Origin of the sequence: Escherichia sp. Lx600-2 (assembly GCF_036662595.1) — a bacterium.
Classification (GTDB): Bacteria; Pseudomonadota; Gammaproteobacteria; order Enterobacterales; family Enterobacteriaceae; genus Escherichia; species Escherichia coli.
Genome location: NZ_JAYQWM010000001.1, coordinates 130198 through 154221 on the forward strand (window position 1 = coordinate 130198; position 24024 = coordinate 154221).

The window sequence follows — 24024 nt, forward strand, 5'->3', positions numbered from 1 at the left end:
TCATTATCCCTTCAGCGCGGTCAAGTTGTTCACGTCCAGCGTGCCGTGGGTACGCCATATTTTTCTTGCCAGTAACACCATCACAATGACGGCGAAGATGGCGTCGGTAGCGATACCAATTTCCACCAGTTCCGGTGCACGCCAGGCTAGAAGCGCCAGCACCAGATGGGAGCCGTTTTCCATCAGGCAGTAACCAAAAATTTGCCGCAGGATATTGCGCTGGCTAACAATGCACAGCAGGCCAAGCAGAAAATGACCTAACGCCACCGCCAGCGCCGGTTTCAGTCCGGTAGCCATCGGTAGCTTCACGGGCTGAACGACAAATGCGCAAAGCAGGACAATTAACGCCGCGAGCAGTGCCATCATTGCCGGACCGAATAACGCTTTTTCCGGGATGTTCTGGGGAATATTTCGTGCAGCGTAAGTCATGATTAACGGTACCAGCAGCACTTTGGTGATAAAGGCGCTGGCGGACCAGATCAGCAGTTGCTCTGCGGTGAACAGGCACGAGAGAGTGGCGAAAATAGACACCAGCACCAGCGACTGGCAGGCGTAAAATCCGCATGACAGGCGATAGCTTTTGACGCTAATCACAAACAGCGATGTCAGCATCATCAGTCCCGCCAGATTATTTACGATCATAGAACCGGTCATTCATCATCTCCTTACTGCAACCAGGTCGCGGCGATTACGCTGGAAATCAGCGACATCACAATCAGTACAATCAGCACCAGGCGCATTGACCCTGGCAGCGGTGCGGCATCGGCGACGGCCTCGCTCGGTTTGCCGGGGACGACGCGACCAAACCAGCGAATAAACCAGGCGAAACTGGCGACCGATTCAATCATCAGCAGAATCATGGCGGGCAGCAGGATCCAGTACTCCACTGACAACGCAAAACCGGCAGCAAACAGCGGGAATTTACTGAAGAAGCCGTTGAACGGCGGTACGCCGGTAATCGCCAGCGCTGCCACGCAGAAACCCACGCCTGGCAACGGCAGGGTGTGCAATACGCCACGCAGACGCGGCAACAAGCGCGTGCCGCAGCTGTAACTCAGCGCACCTGCTACAAGGAAAAACAGGCTTTTAGCGAACGCGTGGTTGACGATGTAGGCGATGCTGCCCTCCAGCGCCAGCCGCGAGCCGAAGATGGAGAGCGACAAGCCGAAGAACATCCAGCCAAGTTGAGTGATGGTCGACCAGGCCAGCAACCGCTTCATATCCTGCTGTGGCAAATACATCAGGAAGCCATAAAGAATGGTGACCAGCGCCATGACCATGCCAACGCCGCCAATCACATGCGGGATATTGCCGCCGTCGATAATGGCGCGGGCAAAAATGTAAACGCCCACTTTCACCATCGATGCGGCGTGGAGATAGGCGCTGATCGGTGTTGGCGCTTCCATTGCGTCCGGTAGCCACGCTTGCATCGGTAGCTGGGCCGATTTCCCCCACGCGGAAAACAGGATGCCGCCATAAACCAGATAACGTGCGTCGCCGTGTAACTCGCTCATCGCGCTAAGCGCAAACGTTTCGGTCTGCAAAAACAGCGTGGCGGCGGCAAGATACAACCCCAACGAGCCGATATGAGTGATAAGTAACGCTTTTAGTGCTGAACGCTGTGCTTTATCGCTCTGGTAATAACTGATCAACGCCCAGGAGCAGCCGCCCGTAATTTCAAAAAACAACAACTGACCGAGCAGCGTCGAGGAGAGTACCAGTCCCGCCATCGCGCCGATAAACAACAGCAAAAATGCGTAATAACGATTCGTGCCGTTATGCGGGTGTTCGCGATTTTTATCCGTCAGATAACCCGTGGAGTAGATCGTGACCAGCAAACCGAGAAACACCACCACAAACAGAATCAGCGTACTCACGCGATCAATGACCAGGCCAAACAATGCCACATCCCCCACGTTGACCAACGTCAACGTGACGGCAACTTTATCGGCCTGATAAAACGCGGAGATCAGCGACAACATGCACAGCGTGGTCAGCGCGGCGAACAAAACCCCCCATTCGGCGGCCCGACGTTGTGGCGAAAACGAAACGACCAGTGCGCCGATAAAAGGCAGCATTAACGTCGTCAGAGCAAGATTTTCCATATTCCGTCAGTGCTCCTTACAGACCGGTTAACCAGAAGACCCATGCAAGCGCAGCAAGGCTGAAGCCAAGCCAGGTCACATGGTGAATGAGTAAAAAACGCCCGCGTGCCAGCGTGTTTTCTGCGATTGAGGCCAGTACAAAAATCAGCAAAACCTTGAGCAGCGTAACGACAAGTGAAGTCAGCAGGCAGGCGAGAGAAAGTTCTTGCGCGCGCTCAAAGGGCAGAAACAGGGCCACAAACAGTGCTGCCATCACGACCTGTTTCAGCCCCAGCCCCCATTTCGCCAGCGCCAGCCCGGCACCGGAATATTCTGTCAGCGGGCCTTCCTGTAATTCCTGTTCTGCTTCAGCAACATCAAAGGGAATTTTTCCCATCTCAATGAAGCAGGCAAAACCACAGGCCAGTAACGCCAGTACGGTGGTTAGCGGCGAGTTCCAGCCCATCGCCAGCGTATTGCTGATCATCTCGATATGCGTGGAATCCGCTATCAGCGCCAATACCAGCAGTGAGAGAATGAGCATGGGTTCGACCAGAATGCCGAGCGTCAACTCGCGACTGGCACCGACTCCCGCAAACGGGCTTCCGGTATCCAGCCCTGAAAGAGCAAAGAAAAAACGAAACAGGGCAAGAAGATAGATAAGGGTGATCAGATCGCCGCCGCCCGCAAAAGGGGAAACGGTAATAAATAGTGGTAGGGCCATCGCCAGCACCAGCATGCTGCTGATTAATACCCACGGCATCAGGCGGAACATCAGACCTGAAGATGTCGGCGCAACTTCCTGGCGTTTAAACAGTTTGTGGATATCGCGATAATCCTGCCAGATCCCCGGTCCGCGGCGGGAGTGCATTCGCGCGCGTATCTGCCGGGAAATACCCGTAAAAAGTGGGGTTAGCATCAGCAGAATCACGGCCTGTGCTAACGCAAGAATGACCAGATATCCGTCGCAAAGAGTTTGTCTCATGGTGATTTCCTTAGACGGCAATAGCGATTAGCAGCACAACCAGTGCGGCAACCACATACAGGCAATAGAGACGAAAGTCGCCGCTTTGCAGATGCTGTATTTCTTTGGCCAGCCGTTGGGTGGCGCTCACGATGGGGCGGATCACCCGCTCATCCCAGAAGGGTTCTGTGCTCTGAGCCCTGGCGGTGACGTGCGCAAGGCCTTTATTTAGCCTCAGCGTAGGGTCGAGCTGTTGTCGTAGACGAAATAGCGCAGAAAAGACCACACGCAGCGGCTGCATCACGCCATTGCCTGACGGGGCCATCGCATTTTCCCAGCCGTAGCCGCATGCCCAGGCATCTCCTGTGCGACGAAACGCTGCGCGGCGCGAACGACACCACAGCCAGTAAAGGCCAGGCAGCAAAGGCATCGCCAGTAGTAACAGCAACAGTAATGAGGGGGTGACCTGTGTATGAAACGTGCCGGGTACAAGTGCTATTCCGCTGGCGACAGTGACGGGAGGGGTATTGGTAAACGCATGGGCAATATGCATTATCTTCGGTGCCAGCCAACTGGCACTAAGCGCAATTAATACGCAGAGTGCCGCGAGCAGTAGCATGGCGACGATCATCGTATTTGGCACTTCCTGTGCCTCTTCAGCGTGTGTACTGCGCGGCGCACCACAGAAAGTAATACCGTACATTTTGACGAAGCACATTACTGCCAGCCCACCAGTGACTGCCAGCATTACCATAGCAATAGGACCCGCAAGTTGTAGCGCTACGGCTTCCACACGACTTAGTGAGAACAGCGACTGCCAGGTGTACCATTCGCTGATAAAACCATTCAGCGGAGGAATGGCTGATATCGCGAGGCAACCAATCAGGCATGCTGCGGCTGTCCACGGCATCCGTTTCGCCAGTGCCCCCATTTTTTCCATGTCGTGGGTATGCAAACGCGAAATAATCGCGCCCGCGCCGAGAAATAGCAGCCCTTTGAACAGCGCATGGTTGAGCAGATGAAACAGTGCGCCGAGCAGTCCAACCACGGTGAGCAGCGGGTCGTGCAGTGACAGACCGACCATCGCCACACCGACTGCCAGCAAAATAATGCCGACGTTTTCGACGGTACTCCAGGCCAGCAGCCGTTTGATATCCTGTTCCGCCAGCGCATACAGCACGCCCAGGAGCGCGGAGATTGCGCCGATCGCCATCACCAGAATGCCCCACCACAGCGGCAAACCCGTTTGCGCCAGCAGATCCATCGCCACTTTCAGGATGCCGAAAATACCGATTTTGACCATTACGCCAGACATCAACGCCGAAGCGTGCGATGGTGCGGCAGGGTGAGCGCGCGGCAACCAGCTGTGCAACGGCATCATCCCGGCTTTCGCGCCAAAACCGAAAAAGGCCAGCAGGAACACCGCCGACGCCAGCCCCGGAGAAAGTGAAAGCGTGCGGAAACTGGCAAAATCGAGGCTGCCGCTTTCGCGCCCCATCAGCAAGAAGGCGATCATTATCAGCACCGATCCGGCGTGGGCGATAAAAAAGTAGAGCATGCCAGCGTTGATCGACCTTTTATCCTGCCTGGCAATGACCAGAAACCAGGAAGACAGTGACATCATTTCAAACAGCACGATGAACCAAAAAGCGTTGTCCATCACCAGCAGGGCAACCATCGATGCGATGAAAATATTCATAAAGAAGCCCATCGCCGCCGCGCCTTTGCCCTCGTATTCGCGCATATAAGTCAATGAATAGAGCGAACAAACCACCACCAGCAAGGAGATAACCAGCACCATAAATGCCGAGAGGCTATCCATTCGCAGGGTTAAATCGGCAAAGTCAAAAGGGGTGGCAAAACGGGCGACTAAAGTTACGCCTGCATGTAATTGCGTAATTCCGCTGATAATGCCAATCACGCCGCCCACCAGCGATGTGATGCCGGAAAGCTTAATAGCCAGTCTGTCCAGACCGAGTAAAAACAGCGAAGCCAGACTGGCAAACAGATAGAGGATCAGCGACCAGGTTAATAATTGCAGGGCATCCATTAGCGTTGCTCCTGAGTGAGGGAAAGGGGATCCTCCCCGCCATTGGCAAACCAGCTTGCGGCAAGGCGCTGTTTTTCTTTCATCTGACGTTGCAGGCTATCGTCGGTGATCAGCCGTAACGCCTGATTCGGGCAAGCGCGAACGCAGGCCGGACCTTGTGGCAAGAAATCACACAGGTCGCATTTCACCGCGACGGTCTGGACACCCGGTTCCCAGCGCAGCAAAGCATGTTGGGTTGGCGCGTTTTCTTCGCCGTCTTTGAGTGAGCCTTCAGCCTGAAAAACATATTGCGCAGGGGCATTCACCGGACGGCTTCCTGAAGCGCTGATTGCGCCAAATGGGCAGACCACGGCGCAAAGCTTGCAGCCAATACAGAGGCTTTCGTTGAGTTGGATCGCATCATCCCTCTGGGAGATGGCATTGACCGGGCAGACCTGCAGGCAAGGGGCTTCCTCACAGTGATGACACACGACAGGGGCAGTGAGTGTTGACGTCTTCGCCAGGGCCAGGCGCGGGTGTTGCTGTAAACCTTGCGTTTTATGCACGTCCGAACAGGCAGCGAGACAGGTATTACATCCTGTACACCACAGTGGTTCGGCCACCACAAAGCGGTTCATGTCGGCTCCTTGAAAATGATATGAAACATTGCATTTCATATTGCATAAAGGATGCCAGTCTGATTAATTTAATATATTCAATAATTTATGAATTAACTGGATTCTGAACGGTACAAAAATGATGGTCATTAACGTTCAGCAAAAAATGGATTCGACACCCGTGTCGCAGGGGAAAGCGAGAATGTGATCTTGATCACGATAAGTGAGGTGTGCTGACCGCAAGCGCAGCCAGCACGGAATGGAGCAAAGTAATCAGGCGTGTTCTTTCAGCCAGTTCAGCACAACGTCGTGGTGATTGCTGGTTTTGAAATCGTCAAAGACATGTTCGATTTTGCCATCAGCGTCAATCAGGAAGCTGATGCGATGAATACCATCGTAGGTTTTGCCCATGAAGGACTTTTCCCCCCAGACGCCGAATTGCTCGCACACCTGGTGGTCCTCATCAGACAGGAGCGTAAAGTTAAGCAGCTCTTTTTCCGCAAAACGGGAGAGTTTTTCGGGTTTATCGGTGCTGATACCCAGCACATCAACGCCCGCTTTTTTCAACTCATCCATGTTATCGCGTAAGCCGCAGGCCTGTACGGTACAGCCGGGGGTCATGGCTTTCGGGTAGAAATAAACCAGAACACGCTGTCCCTGGAAGTCGGTCAAATTAACTTGTTCTCCGTCTTGATCCGGCAAGCTAAATTTCGGTGCGATATCACCGGCTTTCAGTGGATTCATTACTTAACTCCATCCTGTTCATCATGTTGGGAATAATTGACGACGTTAATACTGCCTTGTGCATTGAGTTCTGTACATAGGGCTTTGAACGCTTGCTCAATATTTGCTGCGTCCGCAGATGCGGGGCTGTGGGCAGTAATCTGAATATGCAACTGCGCAGCCCGTTCATTTTCAGCAGGTTGTGTGCGCGACACCAGCTCCGCAATGTTCATATGATGCGCGTCGAAAAGTGCTGTGAAGCGTTCAATTAAATGCGGGGAGTCTGCAACATCGACCTGAACCCAGACAGATGCTGGCATTGGCGGACGCGGACGCGCCGTCGTGCGCTTCATCACGATTAAAAGATCCAGTTCGGCACCTTTCAACGGTAACGTTGATTCAATCAGAGTAATGGCATTCCATGAACCGGAAAGCAGCATGATAAACGTGAACTCTTCTCCCAGCATCGCCAGGCGACTGTCTTCAATATTACAGCCGCAACTACTGACATGACGGGTGATGGTGTTCACAATTCCAGGGCGATCGGCACCCAACGCAGTGATCACCAGATAATGTTGCGATGACAGTGTCAAACTGGTTATTCCTTTAAGGGGTGAGTTGTTCTTAAGGAAAGCATAAAAAAAACATGCATACAACAATCAGAACGGTTCTGTCTGCTTGCTTTTAATGCCATACCAAACGTACCATTGAGACACTTGTTTGCACAGAGGATGGCCCATGTTCACGGGAAGTATTGTCGCGATTGTTACTCCGATGGATGAAAAAGGTAATGTCTGTCGGGCTAGCTTGAAAAAACTGATTGATTATCATGTCGCCAGCGGTACTTCGGCGATCGTTTCTGTTGGCACCACTGGCGAGTCCGCTACCTTAAATCATGACGAACATGCTGATGTGGTGATGATGACGCTGGAGCTGGCTGACGGGCGCATTCCGGTGATTGCCGGGACCGGTGCTAACGCTACTGCGGAAGCCATTAGCCTGACGCAGCGCTTCAATGACAGTGGTATCGTCGGCTGCCTGACGGTAACCCCTTACTACAATCGTCCGTCGCAAGAAGGTTTGTATCAGCATTTCAAAGCCATCGCTGAGCATACTGACCTGCCGCAAATTCTGTATAATGTGCCGTCCCGTACTGGCTGCGATCTGCTCCCGGAAACGGTGGGCCGTCTGGCGAAAGTAAAAAATATTATCGGAATCAAAGAGGCAACAGGGAACTTAACGCGTGTAAACCAGATCAAAGAGCTGGTTTCAGATGATTTTGTTCTGCTGAGCGGCGATGATGCGAGCGCGCTGGACTTCATGCAATTAGGCGGTCATGGGGTTATTTCCGTTACGGCTAACGTCGCAGCGCGTGATATGGCCCAGATGTGCAAACTGGCAGCAGAAGGGCATTTTGCCGAGGCACGCGTTATTAATCAGCGTCTGATGCCATTACACAACAAACTATTTGTCGAACCCAATCCAATCCCGGTGAAATGGGCATGTAAGGAACTGGGTCTTGTGGCGACCGATACGCTGCGCCTGCCAATGACACCAATCACCGACAGTGGTCGTGAGACGGTCAGAGCGGCGCTTAAGCATGCCGGTTTGCTGTAAAGTTTAGGGAGATTTGATGGCTTACTCTGTTCAAAAGTCGCGCCTGGCAAAGGTTGCGGGTGTTTCGCTTGTTTTATTACTCGCTGCCTGTAGTTCTGACTCACGCTATAAGCGTCAGGTCAGTGGTGATGAAGCCTACCTGGAAGCGGCACCGCTTGCGGAGCTTCATGCCCCGGCTGGAATGATTTTGCCGGTGACCTCCGGTGATTATGCAATCCCGGTGACCAACGGTAGTGGTGCTGTCGGTAAGGCGCTGGACATTCGTCCACCAGCCCAGCCGCTGGCACTGGTTTCTGGCGCGCGTACCCAGTTCACGGGCGATACCGCTTCATTGCTGGTGGAAAATGGTCGTGGCAATACTCTGTGGCCGCAGGTGGTTAGCGTGCTGCAGGCGAAAAACTACACCATTACCCAACGTGATGATGCTGGTCAGACACTGACCACCGATTGGGTACAATGGAACCGTCTGGACGAAGACGAGCAGTATCGTGGTCGTTATCAAATCTCTGTTAAGCCGCAGGGTTATCAGCAGGCGGTTACGGTTAAACTGCTGAACCTGGAACAGGCGGGCAAACCGGTTGCAGACGCGGCTTCCATGCAGCGTTACAGCACGGAGATGATGAACGTTATTTCCGCTGGTCTGGATAAATCTGCCACTGACGCCGCGAACGCTGCGCAAAATCGTGCCTCCACCACTATGGACGTACAAAGTGCAGCTGATGACACCGGTTTACCAATGCTGGTCGTACGCGGGCCGTTCAATGTGGTTTGGCAACGTCTGCCAGCGGCGCTGGAAAAAGTGGGCATGAAAGTGACCGACAGCACCCGTTCGCAGGGCAACATGGCCGTAACTTATAAGCCGCTGTCTGACAGCGACTGGCAGGAACTGGGCGCGAGCGATCCAGGCCTGGCATCCGGTGACTATAAACTGCAGGTTGGTGATTTAGATAACCGCAGCAGCCTACAGTTCATCGATCCGAAAGGTCATACTCTGACTCAGAGTCAGAACGACGCGCTGGTAGCTGTCTTCCAGGCTGCGTTTAGCAAGTAAAAATACAGGGCTGGAATCATCCGGCCCTTTTTTCTGATATGATACGCAAACGTGTGCGTCGGCAGGAAAACGCGATTTTAGCGGTAATTCGCACGAAATTTGTTTGTCGGACGTAGTTCGGATAAGGCGTTCACGCCGCATCCGACAAAACATCCGGCACACCAGACAGCAAAAGATTTTAAAACGTTAATTCACACCCAGGAGTGATAAAGATGCAAAAGCAAGCTGAGTTGTATCGTGGTAAAGCGAAAACCGTATACAGCACGGAAAACCCGGACCTGTTGGTGCTCGAATTCCGCAATGATACGTCAGCAGGGGATGGCGCGCGCATTGAGCAGTTTGATCGCAAAGGTATGGTGAACAACAAGTTCAACTACTTCATTATGAGCAAACTGGCTGAAGCGGGTATCCCGACTCAAATGGAGCGTCTGCTCTCTGATACCGAATGTCTGGTGAAAAAGCTGGATATGGTACCGGTTGAGTGTGTCGTGCGTAACCGTGCTGCGGGCTCTCTGGTGAAACGTCTTGGAATCGAAGAAGGTATTGAGCTGAACCCGCCGCTGTTCGATCTGTTCCTGAAAAACGACGCCATGCACGATCCGATGGTCAACGAATCTTACTGCGAAACCTTTGGCTGGGTGAGCAAAGAGAACCTGGCGCGTATGAAAGAGCTGACCTACAAAGCGAACGACGTGCTGAAAAAACTGTTCGATGATGCTGGTCTGATTCTGGTCGACTTCAAGCTGGAATTTGGTCTGTACAAAGGCGAAGTGGTACTGGGTGATGAGTTCTCCCCGGACGGTAGCCGCCTGTGGGACAAAGAAACGCTGGAGAAAATGGACAAAGACCGTTTCCGCCAGAGCCTCGGTGGCCTGATCGAGGCCTATGAAGCCGTCGCCCGCCGCCTGGGTGTACAGCTGGACTGATTTTTCTGTTCATCATCTTGCCGTGCTGCTAGCACGGCAAGACAACCATTCTCGTAAGATGTGCATTGAACGCTCATTCCTCCGCCATTTCATCCCGTTTTCCTGTGGTAATCTTCCTCTGAACCACCTACGATCATTTCTATAATGAATATATTGTTGAGGTATCTATGCGTTGGCAAGGGCGACGTGAAAGTGACAATGTTGAAGACAGGCGCAATAGCTCCGGCGGTCCGTCAATGGGCGGTCCCGGTTTCCGTCTGCCGAGCGGTAAAGGCGGGCTGATTTTACTGATAGTCGTGCTGGTTGCAGGCTACTATGGCGTTGATTTAACCGGGTTGATGACCGGGCAGCCGGTTTCTCAACTGCAATCAACGCGGTCAATTAGCCCAAATGAAGACGAAGCCGCAAAATTCACCTCGGTGATTCTGGCAACCACGGAAGACACCTGGGGACAACAGTTCGAGAAGATGGGTAAGACCTATCAGCAACCGAAGCTGGTCATGTACCGTGGAATGACGCGTACCGGATGCGGGGCGGGCCAGTCCATAATGGGGCCGTTCTATTGCCCGGCGGATGGCACGGTTTATATCGATCTCTCCTTCTATGATGACATGAAAGACAAACTTGGCGCGGATGGCGATTTTGCCCAGGGGTACGTTATCGCCCATGAAGTCGGTCATCATGTGCAGAAACTGTTAGGCATCGAGCCGAAAGTTCGTCAACTGCAACAAAACGCGACGCAGGCGGAAGTGAACCGCTTATCTGTGCGTATGGAACTCCAGGCCGACTGTTTTGCCGGTGTCTGGGGGCATAGTATGCAGCAGCAAGGCGTTCTGGAAACCGGCGATCTGGAAGAGGCGCTGAACGCGGCGCAGGCCATCGGCGATGACCGTTTACAACAGCAAAGTCAGGGGCGAGTAGTACCAGACAGTTTCACTCATGGCACTTCTCAGCAACGCTACAGCTGGTTTAAACGTGGTTTCGACAGCGGCGATCCGGCACAATGCAATACTTTTGGTAAAAGCATTTAACTTCCGGGGCAGGGATGGCTGAACTGACTGCGCTTCACACATTAACAGCGCAAATGAAACGTGAAGGGATCCGCCGCTTGCTGGTGTTGAGCGGGGAAGAGGGTTGGTGTTTTGATCATGCGCTTAAGTTACGTGATGCCTTACCTGGCGACTGGCTGTGGATTTCGCCGCAGCCAGATGCTGAAAACCACTGTTCTCCCTCGGCACTACAAACTTTACTTGGGCGCGAGTTCCGGCATGCGGTATTCGACGCCCGCCACGGCTTTGATGCCGCTGCCTTTGCCGCACTTAGCGGAACGTTGAAAGCGGGAAGCTGGCTGGTTTTGTTACTCCCTGTATGGGAAGAGTGGGAAAACCAACCTGATGCCGACTCGCTGCGCTGGAGTGATTGCCCTGACCCTATTGCGACGCCGCATTTTGTCCAGCATTTCAAACGCGTACTTACGGCGGATAACGACGCTATCCTCTGGCGGCAAAACCAGCCGTTCTCGTTGGCGCATTTTACTCCCCGTACTGACTGGCACCCCGCGACCGGCGCACCACAACCAGAACAACAGCAAATCTTACAGCAGCTACTGACCATGCCGTCGGGCGTGGCAGCGGTAACTGCTGCGCGTGGGCGCGGTAAATCGGCGCTGGCAGGGCAACTCATTTCTCGTATTGCGGGTAGTGCGATTGTCACTGCGCCCGCAAAAGCGGCAACGGATGTACTGGCACAATTTGCGGGCGAGAAGTTTCGCTTTATTGCGCCGGATGCCTTGTTAGCCAGCGATGAGCAAGCCGACTGGCTGGTGGTCGACGAAGCCGCAGCCATACCTGCGCCGTTGTTGCATCAACTGGTATCGCGTTTTCCTCGAACGTTGTTAACCACTACGGTGCAGGGCTACGAAGGCACCGGACGTGGTTTTTTGCTGAAATTTTGCGCTCGCTTTCCGCATTTACACCGTTTTGAACTGCAACAGCCGATCCGCTGGGCACAGGGATGCCCGCTGGAAAAAATGGTTAGTAATGCACTGGTTTTTGACGATGAAAACTTCACCCATACACCACAAGGCAATATTGTCATTTCCGCATTTGAACAGACGTTATGGCGAATCGAGCCAGAAACGCCGTTAAAGGTTTATCAGTTATTGTCTGGTGCGCACTACCGGACTTCGCCACTGGATTTACGCCGCATGATGGATGCACCAGGGCAACATTTTTTACAGGCGGCTGGCGAAAACGAGATTGCCGGAGCGCTGTGGCTGGTGGATGAGGGTGGATTATCTCAAGAACTCAGTCAGGCGGTATGGGCAGGTTTTCGTCGCCCGCGGGGTAATCTGGTGGCCCAGTCGCTGGCGGCGCACGGCAGCAATCCACTGGCGGCGACATTGCGTGGACGGCGGGTCAGCCGGATAGCAGTTCATCCGGCGCGTCAGCGCGAAGGCGTTGGGCAACAGCTCATTGCCAGCGCTTTGCAATATAGGCCTGGCCTCGACTATCTTTCGGTGAGTTTTGGTTACACCGGGGAGTTATGGCGTTTCTGGCAACGCTGCGGTTTTGTGCTGGTGCGAATGGGTAATCATCGTGAAGCCAGCAGCGGTTGCTATACGGCGATGGCGCTGTTACCGATGAGTGATGCGGGTAAACAGCTGGCTGAACGTGAGCATTTCCGTTTACGTCGCGATGCGCAAGCTCTCGCGCAGTGGAATGGCGAAATGCTTCCTGTTGATCCACTAAACGATATCGTGCTTTCTGACGACGACTGGCTTGAGCTGGCCGGTTTTGCTTTCGCTCATCGTCCGCTATTAACATCGTTAGGTTGCTTATTGCGTCTGCTACAAACCAGTGAACTGGCATTACCGGCGCTGCGTGGGCGTTTACAGAAAAACGTCAGCGACGCGCAGTTATGTACCACACTTAAACTTTCAGGCCGCAAGATGTTACTGGTCCGTCAGCGGGAAGAGGCCGCGCAGGCGCTGTTCGCACTTAATGATGTTCGCACTGAGCGTCTGCGCGATCGCATAACGCAATGGCAATTTTTTCACTGACTCCTTCAATTTTCTCCCATGGTCATTGTGAGTCAGCGGCGTAAAATTAATGACATCAGTTAAGGAGTTCGCCATGAAACATGACCATTTTGTTGTTCAAAGCCCGGATAAACCTGCGCAACAGTTATTGCTGCTTTTTCACGGCGTCGGTGATAACCCGGTAGCGATGGGGGAGATTGGCAGTTGGTTTGCACCGTTGTTCCCGGATGCGCTGGTGGTGAGTGTCGGAGGCGCGGAGCCGAGCGGTAATCCGGCGGGGCGTCAGTGGTTTTCGGTGCAGGGTATTACGGAAGATAATCGCCAGGCGCGTGTGGATGCGATCATGCCGACGTTTATTGAAACGGTACGCTACTGGCAGAAACAGAGTGGAGTAGGGGCTAACGCCACGGCGCTAATTGGTTTCTCACAAGGCGCGATTATGGCGCTGGAGAGCATTAAAGCCGAACCGGGCCTTGCTTCGCGCGTCATTGCCTTTAACGGACGCTATGCGAGCCTGCCGGAAACCGCGTCTACAGCCACGACAATTCACTTGATTCATGGTGGTGAAGATCCGGTTATCGATCTGGCGCATGCGGTTGCGGCGCAGGAAGCATTAATCAGTGCTGGTGGTGACGTGACGCTGGATATCGTGGAGGATTTAGGCCATGCGATCGACAATCGCAGTATGCAATTTGCCCTGGATCACTTGCGTTATACCATTCCGAAACATTATTTCGACGAAGCGCTAAGTGGCGGTAAGCCTGGCGATGATGATGTGATTGAAATGATGTAATAATAGCCGGGTAGGGCTGATAAGACCGTATCAGACATCATGGCCGGATGCGGCGTGAACGCCTTATCCGGCCACTCAGCTTACTTCTTCGGTTGATCCTTTTTCGGCCAGTCGTCGTCATCGTCCCACTTATCGTTGAAATCACGATGCGGGGGAAGCTCCGGCTTGTTGGCGAGAAATTTCTTATGGTCGACGCGCTTGAGATCTTTAATCACGTTCAGCAGGACGCCTACCAAAAAGACAATCACCAGAATCCACCAATATTTAGCCAGCCAGTCCATGCTTATTTCCTCTTGCAGAACCACTCATCACGCGACGAGCTGTTCCATGATACGTTGATACATACGGGCAAGTAGCTGCAGGTCGGCAGCGTTCACACATTCATTAATTTTATGAATAGTGGCATTGACCGGCCCGAGTTCCACCACCTGCGCCCCCATGCGAGCAATAAAGCGCCCGTCGGACGTTCCGCCTGTGGTCAGTAGCTGCGGTTTAATTTCATTATAGTGCTCAACCGCGTTAACGACCGCATCCACCAGTTTACCGCGCGCGGTCAAAAATGGCTGCCCGGAAAGCCACCAATCCACCGTATAGCGCAGTTGATGTTTTTCAAGCAGGGCAAGCACCTGCGCTTTGATCATCTCATCAGTCAGTTCGGTGCTGAAGCGGAAGTTAAACTGCACAAACAGTTCACCCGGAATAACGTTGTTACTGCCCGTTCCCGCCTGAATATTGGCAATCTGCATACTGGTCGCCGGGAAGAATTCATTGCCTTGATCCCACTCAATAGCCACTAATTCATTAAGGAAAGGTGCTGCGCGATGTACCGGATTGTCAGCCAGATGTGGGTAGGCAACATGCCCCTGAACGCCATGAATGGTTAGGTTGCAGGTTAACGATCCACGACGACCATTTTTCACCACATCACCTACCACTTCGATACTCGACGGTTCGCCGACCAGGCAGTAATCGAGACGCTCATTACGTGCCATTAACGCTTCGACGACTTTTACCGTACCGTTGTGGGCACTGGCTTCTTCATCAGAGGTGATCAGAAATGCCAGTCGCCCCGTATGGTTGGGATGTTGTGCGACAAAACGTTCTGCAGCTACCACCATCGCCGCCAGCGAGCCTTTCATATCTGCCGCACCGCGCCCGAATAACATGCCGTCACGAATGGTTGGTTCAAACGGCGGATTGATCCAACGATCGGCGTCGCCAGGCGGCACCACGTCGGTATGCCCGGCAAAGGCCAATGTTTCACCTTGCCCACGCCATGCCCAAAAATTCTGCGTATCGGCAAAATCCATGCGTTCAACGGTAAAACCGATCGCCTGCAAACGTTCAATCAACAAAGCCTGGCATCCTGCGTCATCAGGACTCAGGGAAGGGCGGCGAATAAGCTGTTGTGTCAGCTCAATAACCGGGCACGACATAGACTACACCTCATGGAAAAATTGCTGATAACTGGAATCACTGAAACCCAGCAGCATAGGCTTACCGGGCGCGCAGAGCAATGGACGTTTGATAATTGCAGGCATTTCAGTCATTAATGCCGCCGCAGAGGCCGCATCGGTGATTTTATTGCGGGTGGTTTCGTCCAGTTTACGCCAGGTTGTACCACGGGTGTTGAGTAACGCTTCCCAGCCTAATTCGTTGATAAAACCGTTCAATAATTCGCTGTCCAGCCCATCGACGCGGTAATCATGAAAACGATAGTCGATGTTATTGGCTTCCAGCCAACGGCGAGCCTTTTTAATGGTGTCACAATTTTTGATACCGTAAAGTGTAACCATAATGAATCCTTTTTCGATTTATGAGAATAAATACTCATTTAAGAGTGAAAACATTTTGCCTGCAAATGATTATCAGGAAATATAACATTATCGAAGTATTCAAATTAACAACTATTAAATAATATTAAACATTTTTAACGTAAACATTAAGAATATTCATCTTGTTATCTGTCTGTATTTTAACCAGAATTAAATCAGTATTAGATGCCGTATGAATATCTCGAAATGTTGCTGTGTATCACATACAAATCATCACCGCAGGACCATAGTATTTACATAAGGTTTGTCCCCCGGAGGTAGTCATCGCAGCAATCGAGTAAATTAGCTTCACCACGGTATATTGTTTCCGTAGAATACCCATAATTATAAGAGAGGTTGTTATGATTGAACGTGAACTGGGGAACTGGAAAGACTTTATCGAAGTTATGCTTCGTAAGTAATTCCTGAGACAAAGTACAAACAGCAAGAACCCGCTGAGCAGGTTCTTAATCGGAAAGTTGAAAAAAGTTGAAAAAGGCGACACATTAGCATGTCGCCTTTTTTATTGCTTATTCCGGGCGCGGCTTCAGCGGGAAGCGGCGGCGCACCAGCACAAAGAACAGCGGCACGAAGTAAATAGCCAGAATAGTAGCTGAAATCATCCCGCCCATTACGCCAGTACCCACCGCATGCTGACCACCGGAACCGGCACCCGTGCTGGTTGCCATTGGCAATACGCCGAAGATAAATGCCAGCGAGGTCATCAGAATCGGGCGTAAACGCTGACGGCAGGCGTGGAGCGTTGCTTCAAACAGGTCGTGGCCTTTTTGGTTCATCTCGTTAGCAAACTCGACGATCAGGATGGCGTTTTTCGCCGATAAACCAATGACCGTTAACAGGCCCACCTGGAAGTAAACGTCGTTTTCCAGCCCGCGCATCCAGGTTGCCAGCAGCGCGCCGATTACCCCCAGCGGCACGACCAGCATTACCGAGAACGGTACCGACCAGCTTTCATACAATGCAGTCAGACACAGGAATACCACCAGCAAGGAAATGGCGTACAGCGCCGGAGCCTGCGCGCCGGAAAGCCGCTCCTGATACGACATCGCCGTCCACTCCAGACCAAAGCCGTTTGGCAGCTGCTTCACTAACGATTCCATAATATCCATCGCCGTACCGGTACTGACCCCCGGTGCGGCTTCCCCAACAATTTCAACCGCAGAATAACCGTTATAGCGTTCCAGACGCGGCGAGCCTGTCTCCCAGCGTGAGGTCGCGAAAGCAGAGAAGGGCACCATGCCGCCATCTTTATTTCGGACATACCAGAGATTGATGTCATCTGGCAGCATGCGATACGGCGCAGCTGCCTGCACATAGACTTTCTTCACGCGACCGCGATCCATAAAGTCATTCACATAGCTCGAACCCCAGGCGGTTTGCAGTGTGTCGTTAATATCGTCGATAGCAACGCCCAGCGCCTGAGCTTTACGCTGGTCGATATCAATCTGCAACTGCGGACTGTCGTCGAGGCCGTTATGGCGCACACGGGTTAGCTCCGGGTTTTCCGCCGCCAGCGCCAGCAACTGGTTACGTGCTGCCATCAGCGCATCGTGACCTGCTCCAGCGTGGTCCTGCAACTCCATATCAAAACCCGCAGAACTACCAAGACCGCTAATTGCTGGCGGGCTGCTGGCGATAACGCGAGCTTCTTTAATCTTGTTAAACGCCTTCGTTGCACGCTCGATAATGGCAAATGAGGTGCCGGTCTTACTGTCGCGTTCGCTCCAGTCTTTCAGGCGGATAAACATTCGCGCCACGTTTTGCCCGTTACCCCCAGGGCCAGAACCAACAGTGGCAAACACCGACATGATGTTGTCTTTTTCATGGGTGAAGTAATATTTCTCGATTTGCTCAACGACTTTCAGGGTCTGTTGTTGGGTTGAACCGCTGGGCAATTGTACCGAGGTAGTAAACATGCCACGGTCTTCCAGCGGTAAGAACGACGTCGGCAAACGCAGGAACAGGAACACCATGCCGCCAAGCAGCAGGACATAAATCACAATCCAGCGCAGGCTGCGGTGGAGAATTTTCGCCACCCCTTTTTCGTAGCGTTCGGCGTTGCGGTTAAACATCTGGTTAAACCAGGCAAAAAAGCCTTTTTGCCCGTGATGCTCACCTTTTTTCAGTGGCTTAAGTAGTGTGGCACACAGAGCCGGAGTGAGGATCATCGCTACCAGTACTGACAGCACCATCGCCGCAACAATGGTAATAGAGAACTGGCGATAGATGGCACCGGTGGTGCCGCCGAAGAAGGCCATTGGTACAAATACCGCCGAAAGCACCATCGCAATCCCGACCAGTGCCCCCTGGATCTGCCCCATCGATTTACGTGTGGCTTCGCGAGGAGTGAGTCCTTCCTCACTCATAATACGTTCGACGTTTTCCACCACCACGATGGCGTCATCCACCAGCAGACCGATCGCCAGCACCATCGCGAACATGGTTAAGGTGTTGACGCTGTAACCGAAGGCGTAAAGTACGGAGAAGGTTCCCATCAACACCACCGGCACGGCGATAGTGGGTATCAGCGTGGCGCGGAAGTTTTGCAGGAACAGATACATAACGAGGAAAACCAGAGCGATAGCTTCCAGCAGCGTTTTCACCACGTCTTCAATGGAGGCTTTAACAAACGAGGTGGTTTCATACGCCACCTTGTATTCCAGTCCATGCGGGAAATACTGCGCCAGCTCGTCGAGACGATTGAGCACCAGCTCCGCTGTCGCCATTTCGTTAGCGCCGGAGGCCAGTTTTACCCCCAGCCCGGAGGCTGGCTTACCATTGAAGCGGCTAAGATAATCGTATTTCTCCGCCCCCATTTCGACGGTGGCGACATCGCCCAGCCTTACCTCTGAGCCGTCCTGATTCACCCGCAAGGTGATATCGCGGAACTGTTCTGGTGTTTGCAGCAGTGACTGGGCGTTAATGGTGGCGTTGAGCGCCTGCTTATCGACGGAAGGTGTACCCCCAAGTTGCCCAACCGCAATCTGCGCGTTCTGTGACTCAATGGCATCAGTGACATCTTTAGCCGTCATCTGGAAACTGTTGAGTTTCGCCGGGTCCAGCCAGATACGCATGGAATATTGCGAACCATAGGCATCGATATCCCCGACGCCATTCACGCGGCTTAACGGGTCCTGAATATTACTGGCAACATAATCAGCAATATCCTGTTTATCCATCGAACCATCGGTAGAGACGAAGGCAATGGTCAGAATGTTGGTATCGCCGGTTTTACGCACCGTCACGCCCTGATTTTGCACCGCCTGCGGTAACTTTCGCATGGCTGATTGCAGCTGGTTTTGTACTTGCTGCACGGCTTCGTCCGGATCGGTGCCTGCTTTAAAACTTAAAGTGACAGATGCCTGACCGGTGCCACTGCTCTGAGATGACATATACATGAGATTATCGAGGCCAGTCATATTTTGCTCGATAACCTGGGTCACGGTGTTTTCCAGCGTCTGGGCCGATGCGCCGGGATAGTTAGCGGTCACTCGCACATTCGGTGGCGCGAGATCGGGGTATTGTTCAACGGGCAATGAAAAAATCGCCAGGGTACCTGTCAGACACAACAGGATTGCCAGCACCCAGGCAAAAATGGGGCGATCAATAAAGAAATTCGCCATTAAAAGAGGACCTCGTGTTTCTGCGTATCGTTGTAGGCTTGACTTGCTTCACTGTAGCGGCAAGGTACGAGCCAATCGTGGAGAAAAAAAGGAGTTAATGTAAATTATCATGCCCTTTTATACTGAACCTTAAGTGCAAGCATTCTTTGGTCAGTAGGAGGCATTACATTAACTGACTTTCCTCACCCTCCGCAGAGCGAAAGCTAATACTCACTAACGTACCGCCGCCGGAAGGTTGTGAAAAAGTCAGCGTCCCACCTAGCCGTTCCGCGCGTTCGCGCATGATATTCAGACCATAATGACCTTCGGGTTCTTTCGGTTCACCGATACCAATCCCGTTATCACGGATATAAACCGTGTGATTGCCGTCCGGCGCGGTGACGCAACTGACGGCGATTTCGCTGGCGTTGGCGTGCTTCATCGCATTCAGCACCGCTTCGCGAATAATTTGCAACAAATGCACCTGCATTTGCGCATCCAGTGCCAGGGTTGGCAGACGGCAGTCGAGGGTCAGTTTGGCGCTGGTTTGATTTTGTAACGTATCCAGCATTTCCCTCAACGCGGAGGGGAGATCCGCCTGCTGCAGCGTCAGGCGAAAAGTAGTCAACAGCTCGCGTAACTGCCGATAAGCATCATTCAACGCCTGGGAAAAATCGGCCATGATACTTTGTGCGGTGGCGTTATCTTCCGGTATCGAACGCTTAAGTAACGTCAACTGGATACGTAAGTAAGAAAGTACCTGAGCCAGCGAGTCGTGCAATTCGCGGGCGATGGTTGCACGTTCTTCCATCAACAATAACTGCTGAAAATGCTTCTGCGCCTGATTAAAGTACAAACCGCGTCCCAGCATCGACGAAACGCTGTTAAGCAGCGGTTCTGATGATGAAACGTGACTATTTTGCCAGTGCAGTTCGCCGTAAACCGTCTCTTGCATTGTCACCGGTAAAATCTGCATCGGCAATTCCGGGTTTGGTTGCCCTTCGCTAATCCGCCAGTTTTCACCGACATTTAACTCCAGATATTCAGCCGCTTCATTGTCGCGAACAATCTGCAAAATATGGCGGAAACAATGCACATCAATCTGGCTGGTGTTCAGCGCCTGCGAACATTGATACAACACCTCCAGACGACGCTTGGCCTCGTGGAGATCGCGGGTCTTTTCTTCTACTGACGCCTCCAGCGAACGGTACAATTTATGCAGCTCGCTCGACATCTGGTTAAAGGTTTTTGCAAGCAGGCCAAGCTCATTCGGCAGGCTGGTATCCAGCGGTGGCGAGTCGAACTGTCCGTGTTCAATACGCTGACTGGCGGTAACCAGCTGATTCAGCGGGGCAACCACCTGATGGCGTATGCGGCGCAAAGTAAAAAAGACCAGCGTGAAAATACCGATGCCGCCAGCCAGGGAAATCGCCACCACCAGCAGCATTTTGCGTTCAGCGTAGTGCTGTAAAGCCAGCACGAACAGGTCTATCTGATTAACATAGTTATTAATATTGGCCTGATACCACGGCAAGTCGCCCTTGCTGAGACGATTATTCATCTCCAGCCAGTTAGCATTCAGATGCGCATAGCGAGTTTTTACTGCCTCTGGCACATACCAGACGTTGAGGTTGGTTAATACCGGTGAATGCAGTGCCTGCTGAAATAACTGGCGATGTGCATTGAGTTGTGGACTGCCACTTTGCAAGTCGTAGCCCAGGCGGTAACTCTGCATACGCAGCGATCCGGCAATATTGATAGCCTCAGCGTCGCGCAAACTGCTCGCCAGAGTTAGCAGAGCGATACCCGTGGAAAGAATCGACAGCAGCACAATGTAAAAAAAGGCCCGGGCCAGACTGGCCGAGACGGGTCGTTTAACAATCACACGCGTCTTCTCCACAAAAAATCATTAATGTTCCAGTTCGCTGAAACGCAATTTAGTCAATGATGGGATTATTTGATCTGCCACAGTTTATAGCGAAATAGTTACTTATTCTGGGCACATGAACATTGCCGATTCCCCTGTAAGTCGGGTAATAACAACACTCATATAAAGAATAAGGTTTTTACAACCAAAAAAGAAGGTCGTTATGAATCGTTTTATTATGGCCAACAGTCAGCAATGTCTGGGTTGTCATGCTTGTGAAATCGCTTGTGTCATGGCTCACAATGATGAGCAACATGTCCTGAGCCAACATCATTTTCATCCCCGAATTACGGTTATCAAACATCAGCAGCAACGTAGTGCAGTGACCTGTCACCATTGTGAAGATGCGCCCTGCGCCCGTAGCTGCCCTAATGGCGCAATCAGCCACGTTGATGACAGCATTCAGGTCAATCAGCAAAAGTGTATTGGCTGTAAATCCTGCGTGGTGGCCTGTCCGTTTGGTACGATGCAAATCGTCCTGACACCCGTCGCAGCGGGCAAGGTTAAAGCCACGGCGCATAAATGCGACCTTTGTGCAGGGCGCGAAAACGGTCCTGCCTGTGTCGAGAATTGCCCGGCGGACGCGCTGCAGCTGGTCACTGACGCCGCACTCTCAGGCATGGCGAAATCCCGCCGCTTGCGTACCGCACGTCAGGAACATCAACCGTGGCATGCCAGTACCGCTGCACAAGAAATGCCGGTAATGAGTAAAGTCGAACAAATGCAGGCAACGCCCGCGCGTGGCGAGCCGGATAAACTGGCGATTGAAGCGCGCAAAACCAGTTTTGATGAAATTTATCTGCCATTCCGTGCCGATCAGGCACAACGGGAAGCCTCGCGCTGCCTTAAATGCGGCGAGCACAGCGTTTGTGAATGGACCTGCCCGCTGCATAACCATATACCGCAGTGGATTGAACTGGTGAAAGCCGGAAACATCGACGCCGCCGTCGAGCTTTCTCACCTGACCAACACCCTGCCGGAAATTACCGGACGCGTTTGTCCGCAAGACCGTTTGTGTGAAGGTGCCTGTACTATTCGCGATGAGCACGGTGCGGTAACTATCGGCAACATTGAACGCTACATTTCAGATCAGGCGTTGGCGAAAGGTTGGCGCCCTGACTTAAGCCATGTCACCAAAGTGGACAAGCGGGTGGCGATTATCGGTGCAGGTCCGGCAGGGCTGGCCTGTGCGGATGTTCTGACCCGCAATGGCGTGGCGGTGACGGTGTATGATCGCCATCCAGAAATCGGTGGCTTGCTCACTTTCGGCATTCCTTCTTTCAAACTGGATAAATCCCTGCTGGCACGCCGTCGGGAAATCTTCAGCGCGATGGGGATTCACTTCGAACTCAATTGTGAAGTGGGTAAAGATGTCTCTTTGGATTCGCTTTTGGAACAATACGACGCGGTCTTCGTTGGCGTAGGCACTTACCGTTCCATGAAAGCGGGTTTACCCAATGAAGATGCGCCGGGCGTTTATGACGCGCTGCCGTTCCTCATCGCCAACACTAAACAGGTGATGGGGCTCGAAGAGCTACCGGAAGAGCCGTTTATCAATACCGCCGGACTTAACGTCGTGGTACTGGGCGGCGGCGACACCGCGATGGACTGTGTGCGTACTGCGCTGCGCCACGGCGCGAGTAACGTCACCTGCGCTTATCGTCGTGATGAAGCTAACATGCCAGGCTCGAAGAAAGAGGTGAAGAACGCCCGCGAAGAGGGGGCCAACTTCGAATTTAACGTCCAGCCGGTGGCGCTTGAGCTGAATGAACAAGGTCACGTTTGCGGGATTCGTTTCCTGCGTACGCGTCTTGGCGAGCCGGATGCCCAGGGGCGTCGGCGTCCAGTACCGGTGGAAGGCAGTGAATTTGTCATGCCAGCCGACGCGGTGATTATGGCGTTTGGCTTCAATCCGCACGGGATGCCGTGGCTGGAGTCGCACGGTGTAACGGTAGACAAATGGGGCCGCATCATCGCGGATGTGGAAAGCCAGTACCGTTACCAGACCACCAATCCGAAAATCTTCGCCGGTGGCGACGCCGTGCGTGGTGCGGATCTGGTGGTTACCGCAATGGCAGAAGGACGTCATGCGGCACAGGGGATTATTGACTGGCTGGGGGTAAAATCAGTCAAATCTCACTGATAGCCTGCGCAGACAAACCCGACTTCACAGCGTAAGATAATTGTTCATTTCGCGCTGTGGAGTCGGTATGACGCAACAAATCACCCTCATTAAAGACAAAATTCTCTCCGATAACTATTTCACCCTGCACAACATTACTTACGATCTCACGCGCAAAGATGGCGAAGTTATCCGCCATAAACGTGAAGTTTACGATCGCGGTAATGGTGCGACGATCCTCCTGTACAACGCGAAGAAAAAGACCGTGGTTCTGATTCGTCAGTTCCGTGTCGCTACTTGGGTTAATGGCAATGAAAGCGGGCAGCTGATTGAAACCTACGCCGGGCTGCTGGATAACGACGAACCGGAAGTGTGCATTCGCAAAGAAGCGATTGAAGAGACGGGCTATGAAGTGGGTGAAGTGCGCAAATTATTTGAACTGTATATGTCGCCAGGCGGTGTGACTGAGCTAATCCACTTTTTTATCGCCGAATACAGTGACAATCAGCGCGCTAACGCCGGTGGCGGTGTCGAAGATGAAGATATTGAAGTGCTCGAGCTGTCGTTCAGCCAGGCGCTGGAGATGATCAAAACCGGCGAGATACGTGACGGTAAGACGGTGTTATTGCTTAACTATTTGCAAACGTCACATTTAATGGACTGAAAAATAACAATAATATTTCGTTGTTTATTG

Annotated in this window: 21 protein-coding genes; 9 read left to right on the plus strand and 12 right to left on the minus strand. The window is 52.6% G+C overall.

Going from position 1 to position 24024, the window contains the following annotated elements; all coding sequences use genetic code 11:
• Window positions 1–3: 3 nt before the first annotated feature.
• From hyfE to OQV04_RS00605, 7 genes are all read right to left on the minus strand, one after another.
• The gene (gene hyfE, locus OQV04_RS00575) at window positions 4–654 is read right to left on the minus strand and encodes a hydrogenase 4 membrane subunit (protein WP_000147999.1); all 651 of its coding nucleotides are present in this window, start codon (window positions 652–654) and stop codon (window positions 4–6) included.
• Window positions 655–665: 11 nt separating this feature from the next.
• Window positions 666–2105, minus strand: a complete 1440-nt coding sequence (gene hyfD / locus OQV04_RS00580; protein WP_032288254.1) for a hydrogenase 4 subunit HyfD — start codon at window positions 2103–2105, stop codon at window positions 666–668.
• Window positions 2106–2121: 16 nt separating this feature from the next.
• On the minus strand, window positions 2122–3069 hold the full coding sequence (gene hyfC / locus OQV04_RS00585) for a hydrogenase 4 subunit HyfC (RefSeq protein ID WP_032281414.1): 948 nt from the start codon (window positions 3067–3069) through the stop codon (window positions 2122–2124).
• A gap of 10 nt (window positions 3070–3079) precedes the next feature.
• On the minus strand, window positions 3080–5098 hold the full coding sequence (gene hyfB, locus OQV04_RS00590) for a hydrogenase 4 subunit B (protein WP_032281413.1): 2019 nt from the start codon (window positions 5096–5098) through the stop codon (window positions 3080–3082).
• Window positions 5098–5715, minus strand: a complete 618-nt coding sequence (gene hyfA, locus OQV04_RS00595) for a hydrogenase 4 subunit HyfA (RefSeq protein ID WP_001400729.1) — start codon at window positions 5713–5715, stop codon at window positions 5098–5100. Before hyfA ends, hyfB begins: the two co-directional genes overlap by 1 nt.
• Window positions 5716–5967: 252 nt before the next feature.
• Complete coding sequence (bcp, locus tag OQV04_RS00600; RefSeq protein ID WP_001068682.1) at window positions 5968–6438, minus strand: thioredoxin-dependent thiol peroxidase; 471 nt, start codon at window positions 6436–6438, stop codon at window positions 5968–5970.
• Window positions 6438–7010 (minus strand): glycine cleavage system transcriptional repressor, encoded by a 573-nt coding sequence (locus OQV04_RS00605; protein ID WP_000176187.1) that lies wholly within the window; start codon window positions 7008–7010, stop codon window positions 6438–6440. Before OQV04_RS00605 ends, bcp begins: the two co-directional genes overlap by 1 nt.
• 145 nt (window positions 7011–7155) lie before the next feature.
• Between OQV04_RS00605 and dapA the strand changes: the two genes are divergently transcribed.
• The 6 genes from dapA to ypfH all read left to right on the plus strand — a co-directional run bounded on the left by dapA (window position 7156) and on the right by ypfH (window position 13844).
• A complete protein-coding gene (gene dapA / locus OQV04_RS00610) occupies window positions 7156–8034 on the plus strand; it encodes a 4-hydroxy-tetrahydrodipicolinate synthase (protein ID WP_001295469.1) in 879 nt (292 codons plus the stop codon).
• 16 nt (window positions 8035–8050) lie between these two features.
• Entirely contained in the window at window positions 8051–9085 is a 1035-nt protein-coding gene (gene bamC, locus OQV04_RS00615) for an outer membrane protein assembly factor BamC (protein WP_001297320.1), read from the plus strand.
• A 212-nt stretch (window positions 9086–9297) separates the two neighbouring features.
• Window positions 9298–10011, plus strand: coding sequence for a phosphoribosylaminoimidazolesuccinocarboxamide synthase (purC, locus tag OQV04_RS00620; protein ID WP_001295467.1), 714 nt, complete (start codon window positions 9298–9300; stop codon window positions 10009–10011).
• A gap of 167 nt (window positions 10012–10178) precedes the next feature.
• The gene (gene ypfJ / locus OQV04_RS00625; protein WP_032281410.1) at window positions 10179–11042 is read left to right on the plus strand and encodes a KPN_02809 family neutral zinc metallopeptidase; all 864 of its coding nucleotides are present in this window, start codon (window positions 10179–10181) and stop codon (window positions 11040–11042) included.
• A gap of 14 nt (window positions 11043–11056) precedes the next feature.
• Entirely contained in the window at window positions 11057–13072 is a 2016-nt protein-coding gene (tmcA, locus tag OQV04_RS00630) for a tRNA cytosine(34) acetyltransferase TmcA (RefSeq protein WP_032281409.1), read from the plus strand.
• Window positions 13073–13145: 73 nt separating this feature from the next.
• The gene (gene ypfH / locus OQV04_RS00635) at window positions 13146–13844 is read left to right on the plus strand and encodes an esterase (protein ID WP_000679812.1); all 699 of its coding nucleotides are present in this window, start codon (window positions 13146–13148) and stop codon (window positions 13842–13844) included.
• 80 nt (window positions 13845–13924) lie between these two features.
• Here the strand turns inward: ypfH and OQV04_RS00640 are convergent, their stop codons facing one another.
• The 3 genes from OQV04_RS00640 to OQV04_RS00650 are packed head-to-tail and all read right to left on the minus strand — an operon-like array spanning window position 13925 to window position 15640.
• Window positions 13925–14125, minus strand: coding sequence for a YpfN family protein (locus tag OQV04_RS00640; protein ID WP_000383836.1), 201 nt, complete (start codon window positions 14123–14125; stop codon window positions 13925–13927).
• A gap of 27 nt (window positions 14126–14152) precedes the next feature.
• Window positions 14153–15280 (minus strand): succinyl-diaminopimelate desuccinylase, encoded by a 1128-nt coding sequence (gene dapE, locus OQV04_RS00645; RefSeq protein WP_001277801.1) that lies wholly within the window; start codon window positions 15278–15280, stop codon window positions 14153–14155.
• Between the two features lie 3 nt (window positions 15281–15283).
• Complete coding sequence (locus OQV04_RS00650) at window positions 15284–15640, minus strand: ArsC family reductase (protein WP_000258247.1); 357 nt, start codon at window positions 15638–15640, stop codon at window positions 15284–15286.
• A 380-nt stretch (window positions 15641–16020) separates the two neighbouring features.
• Between OQV04_RS00650 and ypfM the strand changes: the two genes are divergently transcribed.
• A complete protein-coding gene (gene ypfM / locus OQV04_RS00655; RefSeq protein ID WP_001386977.1) occupies window positions 16021–16080 on the plus strand; it encodes a protein YpfM in 60 nt (19 codons plus the stop codon).
• A gap of 108 nt (window positions 16081–16188) precedes the next feature.
• Here the strand turns inward: ypfM and acrD are convergent, their stop codons facing one another.
• Together acrD and narQ are read right to left on the minus strand one after the other, a co-directional pair.
• A complete protein-coding gene (gene acrD, locus OQV04_RS00660) occupies window positions 16189–19302 on the minus strand; it encodes a multidrug efflux RND transporter permease AcrD (RefSeq protein ID WP_332641587.1) in 3114 nt (1037 codons plus the stop codon).
• A 163-nt stretch (window positions 19303–19465) separates the two neighbouring features.
• On the minus strand, window positions 19466–21166 hold the full coding sequence (gene narQ / locus OQV04_RS00665; RefSeq protein ID WP_001307936.1) for a nitrate/nitrite two-component system sensor histidine kinase NarQ: 1701 nt from the start codon (window positions 21164–21166) through the stop codon (window positions 19466–19468).
• Between the two features lie 205 nt (window positions 21167–21371).
• On the opposite strand from narQ, the gene aegA reads away from it, so the two are divergent.
• Entirely contained in the window at window positions 21372–23351 is a 1980-nt protein-coding gene (aegA, locus tag OQV04_RS00670; RefSeq protein WP_032281408.1) for a formate-dependent uric acid utilization protein AegA, read from the plus strand.
• A 67-nt stretch (window positions 23352–23418) separates the two neighbouring features.
• A complete protein-coding gene (gene nudK / locus OQV04_RS00675; RefSeq protein ID WP_274446512.1) occupies window positions 23419–23994 on the plus strand; it encodes a GDP-mannose pyrophosphatase NudK in 576 nt (191 codons plus the stop codon).
• Window positions 23995–24024 lie beyond the last annotated feature (30 nt).

What these genes read in the sequence shown, in the direction of transcription:
- purC (WP_001295467.1), top strand. Translation starts at nt 9,298, where the DNA reads ATGCAAAAGCAAGCTGAGTTGTATCGTGGTAAAGCGAAAACCGTATAC.
- OQV04_RS00640 (WP_000383836.1), bottom strand. Translation starts at nt 14,125, where the DNA reads ATGGACTGGCTGGCTAAATATTGGTGGATTCTGGTGATTGTCTTTTTG.
- hyfD (WP_032288254.1), bottom strand. Translation starts at nt 2,105, where the DNA reads ATGGAAAATCTTGCTCTGACGACGTTAATGCTGCCTTTTATCGGCGCA.
- nudK (WP_274446512.1), top strand. Translation starts at nt 23,419, where the DNA reads ATGACGCAACAAATCACCCTCATTAAAGACAAAATTCTCTCCGATAAC.
- OQV04_RS00650 (WP_000258247.1), bottom strand. Translation starts at nt 15,640, where the DNA reads ATGGTTACACTTTACGGTATCAAAAATTGTGACACCATTAAAAAGGCT.
- bcp (WP_001068682.1), bottom strand. Translation starts at nt 6,438, where the DNA reads ATGAATCCACTGAAAGCCGGTGATATCGCACCGAAATTTAGCTTGCCG.
- ypfH (WP_000679812.1), top strand. Translation starts at nt 13,146, where the DNA reads ATGAAACATGACCATTTTGTTGTTCAAAGCCCGGATAAACCTGCGCAA.
- acrD (WP_332641587.1), bottom strand. Translation starts at nt 19,302, where the DNA reads ATGGCGAATTTCTTTATTGATCGCCCCATTTTTGCCTGGGTGCTGGCA.
- hyfA (WP_001400729.1), bottom strand. Translation starts at nt 5,715, where the DNA reads ATGAACCGCTTTGTGGTGGCCGAACCACTGTGGTGTACAGGATGTAAT.
- hyfC (WP_032281414.1), bottom strand. Translation starts at nt 3,069, where the DNA reads ATGAGACAAACTCTTTGCGACGGATATCTGGTCATTCTTGCGTTAGCA.
- hyfB (WP_032281413.1), bottom strand. Translation starts at nt 5,098, where the DNA reads ATGGATGCCCTGCAATTATTAACCTGGTCGCTGATCCTCTATCTGTTT.
- bamC (WP_001297320.1), top strand. Translation starts at nt 8,051, where the DNA reads ATGGCTTACTCTGTTCAAAAGTCGCGCCTGGCAAAGGTTGCGGGTGTT.
- ypfJ (WP_032281410.1), top strand. Translation starts at nt 10,179, where the DNA reads ATGCGTTGGCAAGGGCGACGTGAAAGTGACAATGTTGAAGACAGGCGC.
- aegA (WP_032281408.1), top strand. Translation starts at nt 21,372, where the DNA reads ATGAATCGTTTTATTATGGCCAACAGTCAGCAATGTCTGGGTTGTCAT.
- dapE (WP_001277801.1), bottom strand. Translation starts at nt 15,280, where the DNA reads ATGTCGTGCCCGGTTATTGAGCTGACACAACAGCTTATTCGCCGCCCT.
- hyfE (WP_000147999.1), bottom strand. Translation starts at nt 654, where the DNA reads ATGACCGGTTCTATGATCGTAAATAATCTGGCGGGACTGATGATGCTG.
- dapA (WP_001295469.1), top strand. Translation starts at nt 7,156, where the DNA reads ATGTTCACGGGAAGTATTGTCGCGATTGTTACTCCGATGGATGAAAAA.
- tmcA (WP_032281409.1), top strand. Translation starts at nt 11,057, where the DNA reads ATGGCTGAACTGACTGCGCTTCACACATTAACAGCGCAAATGAAACGT.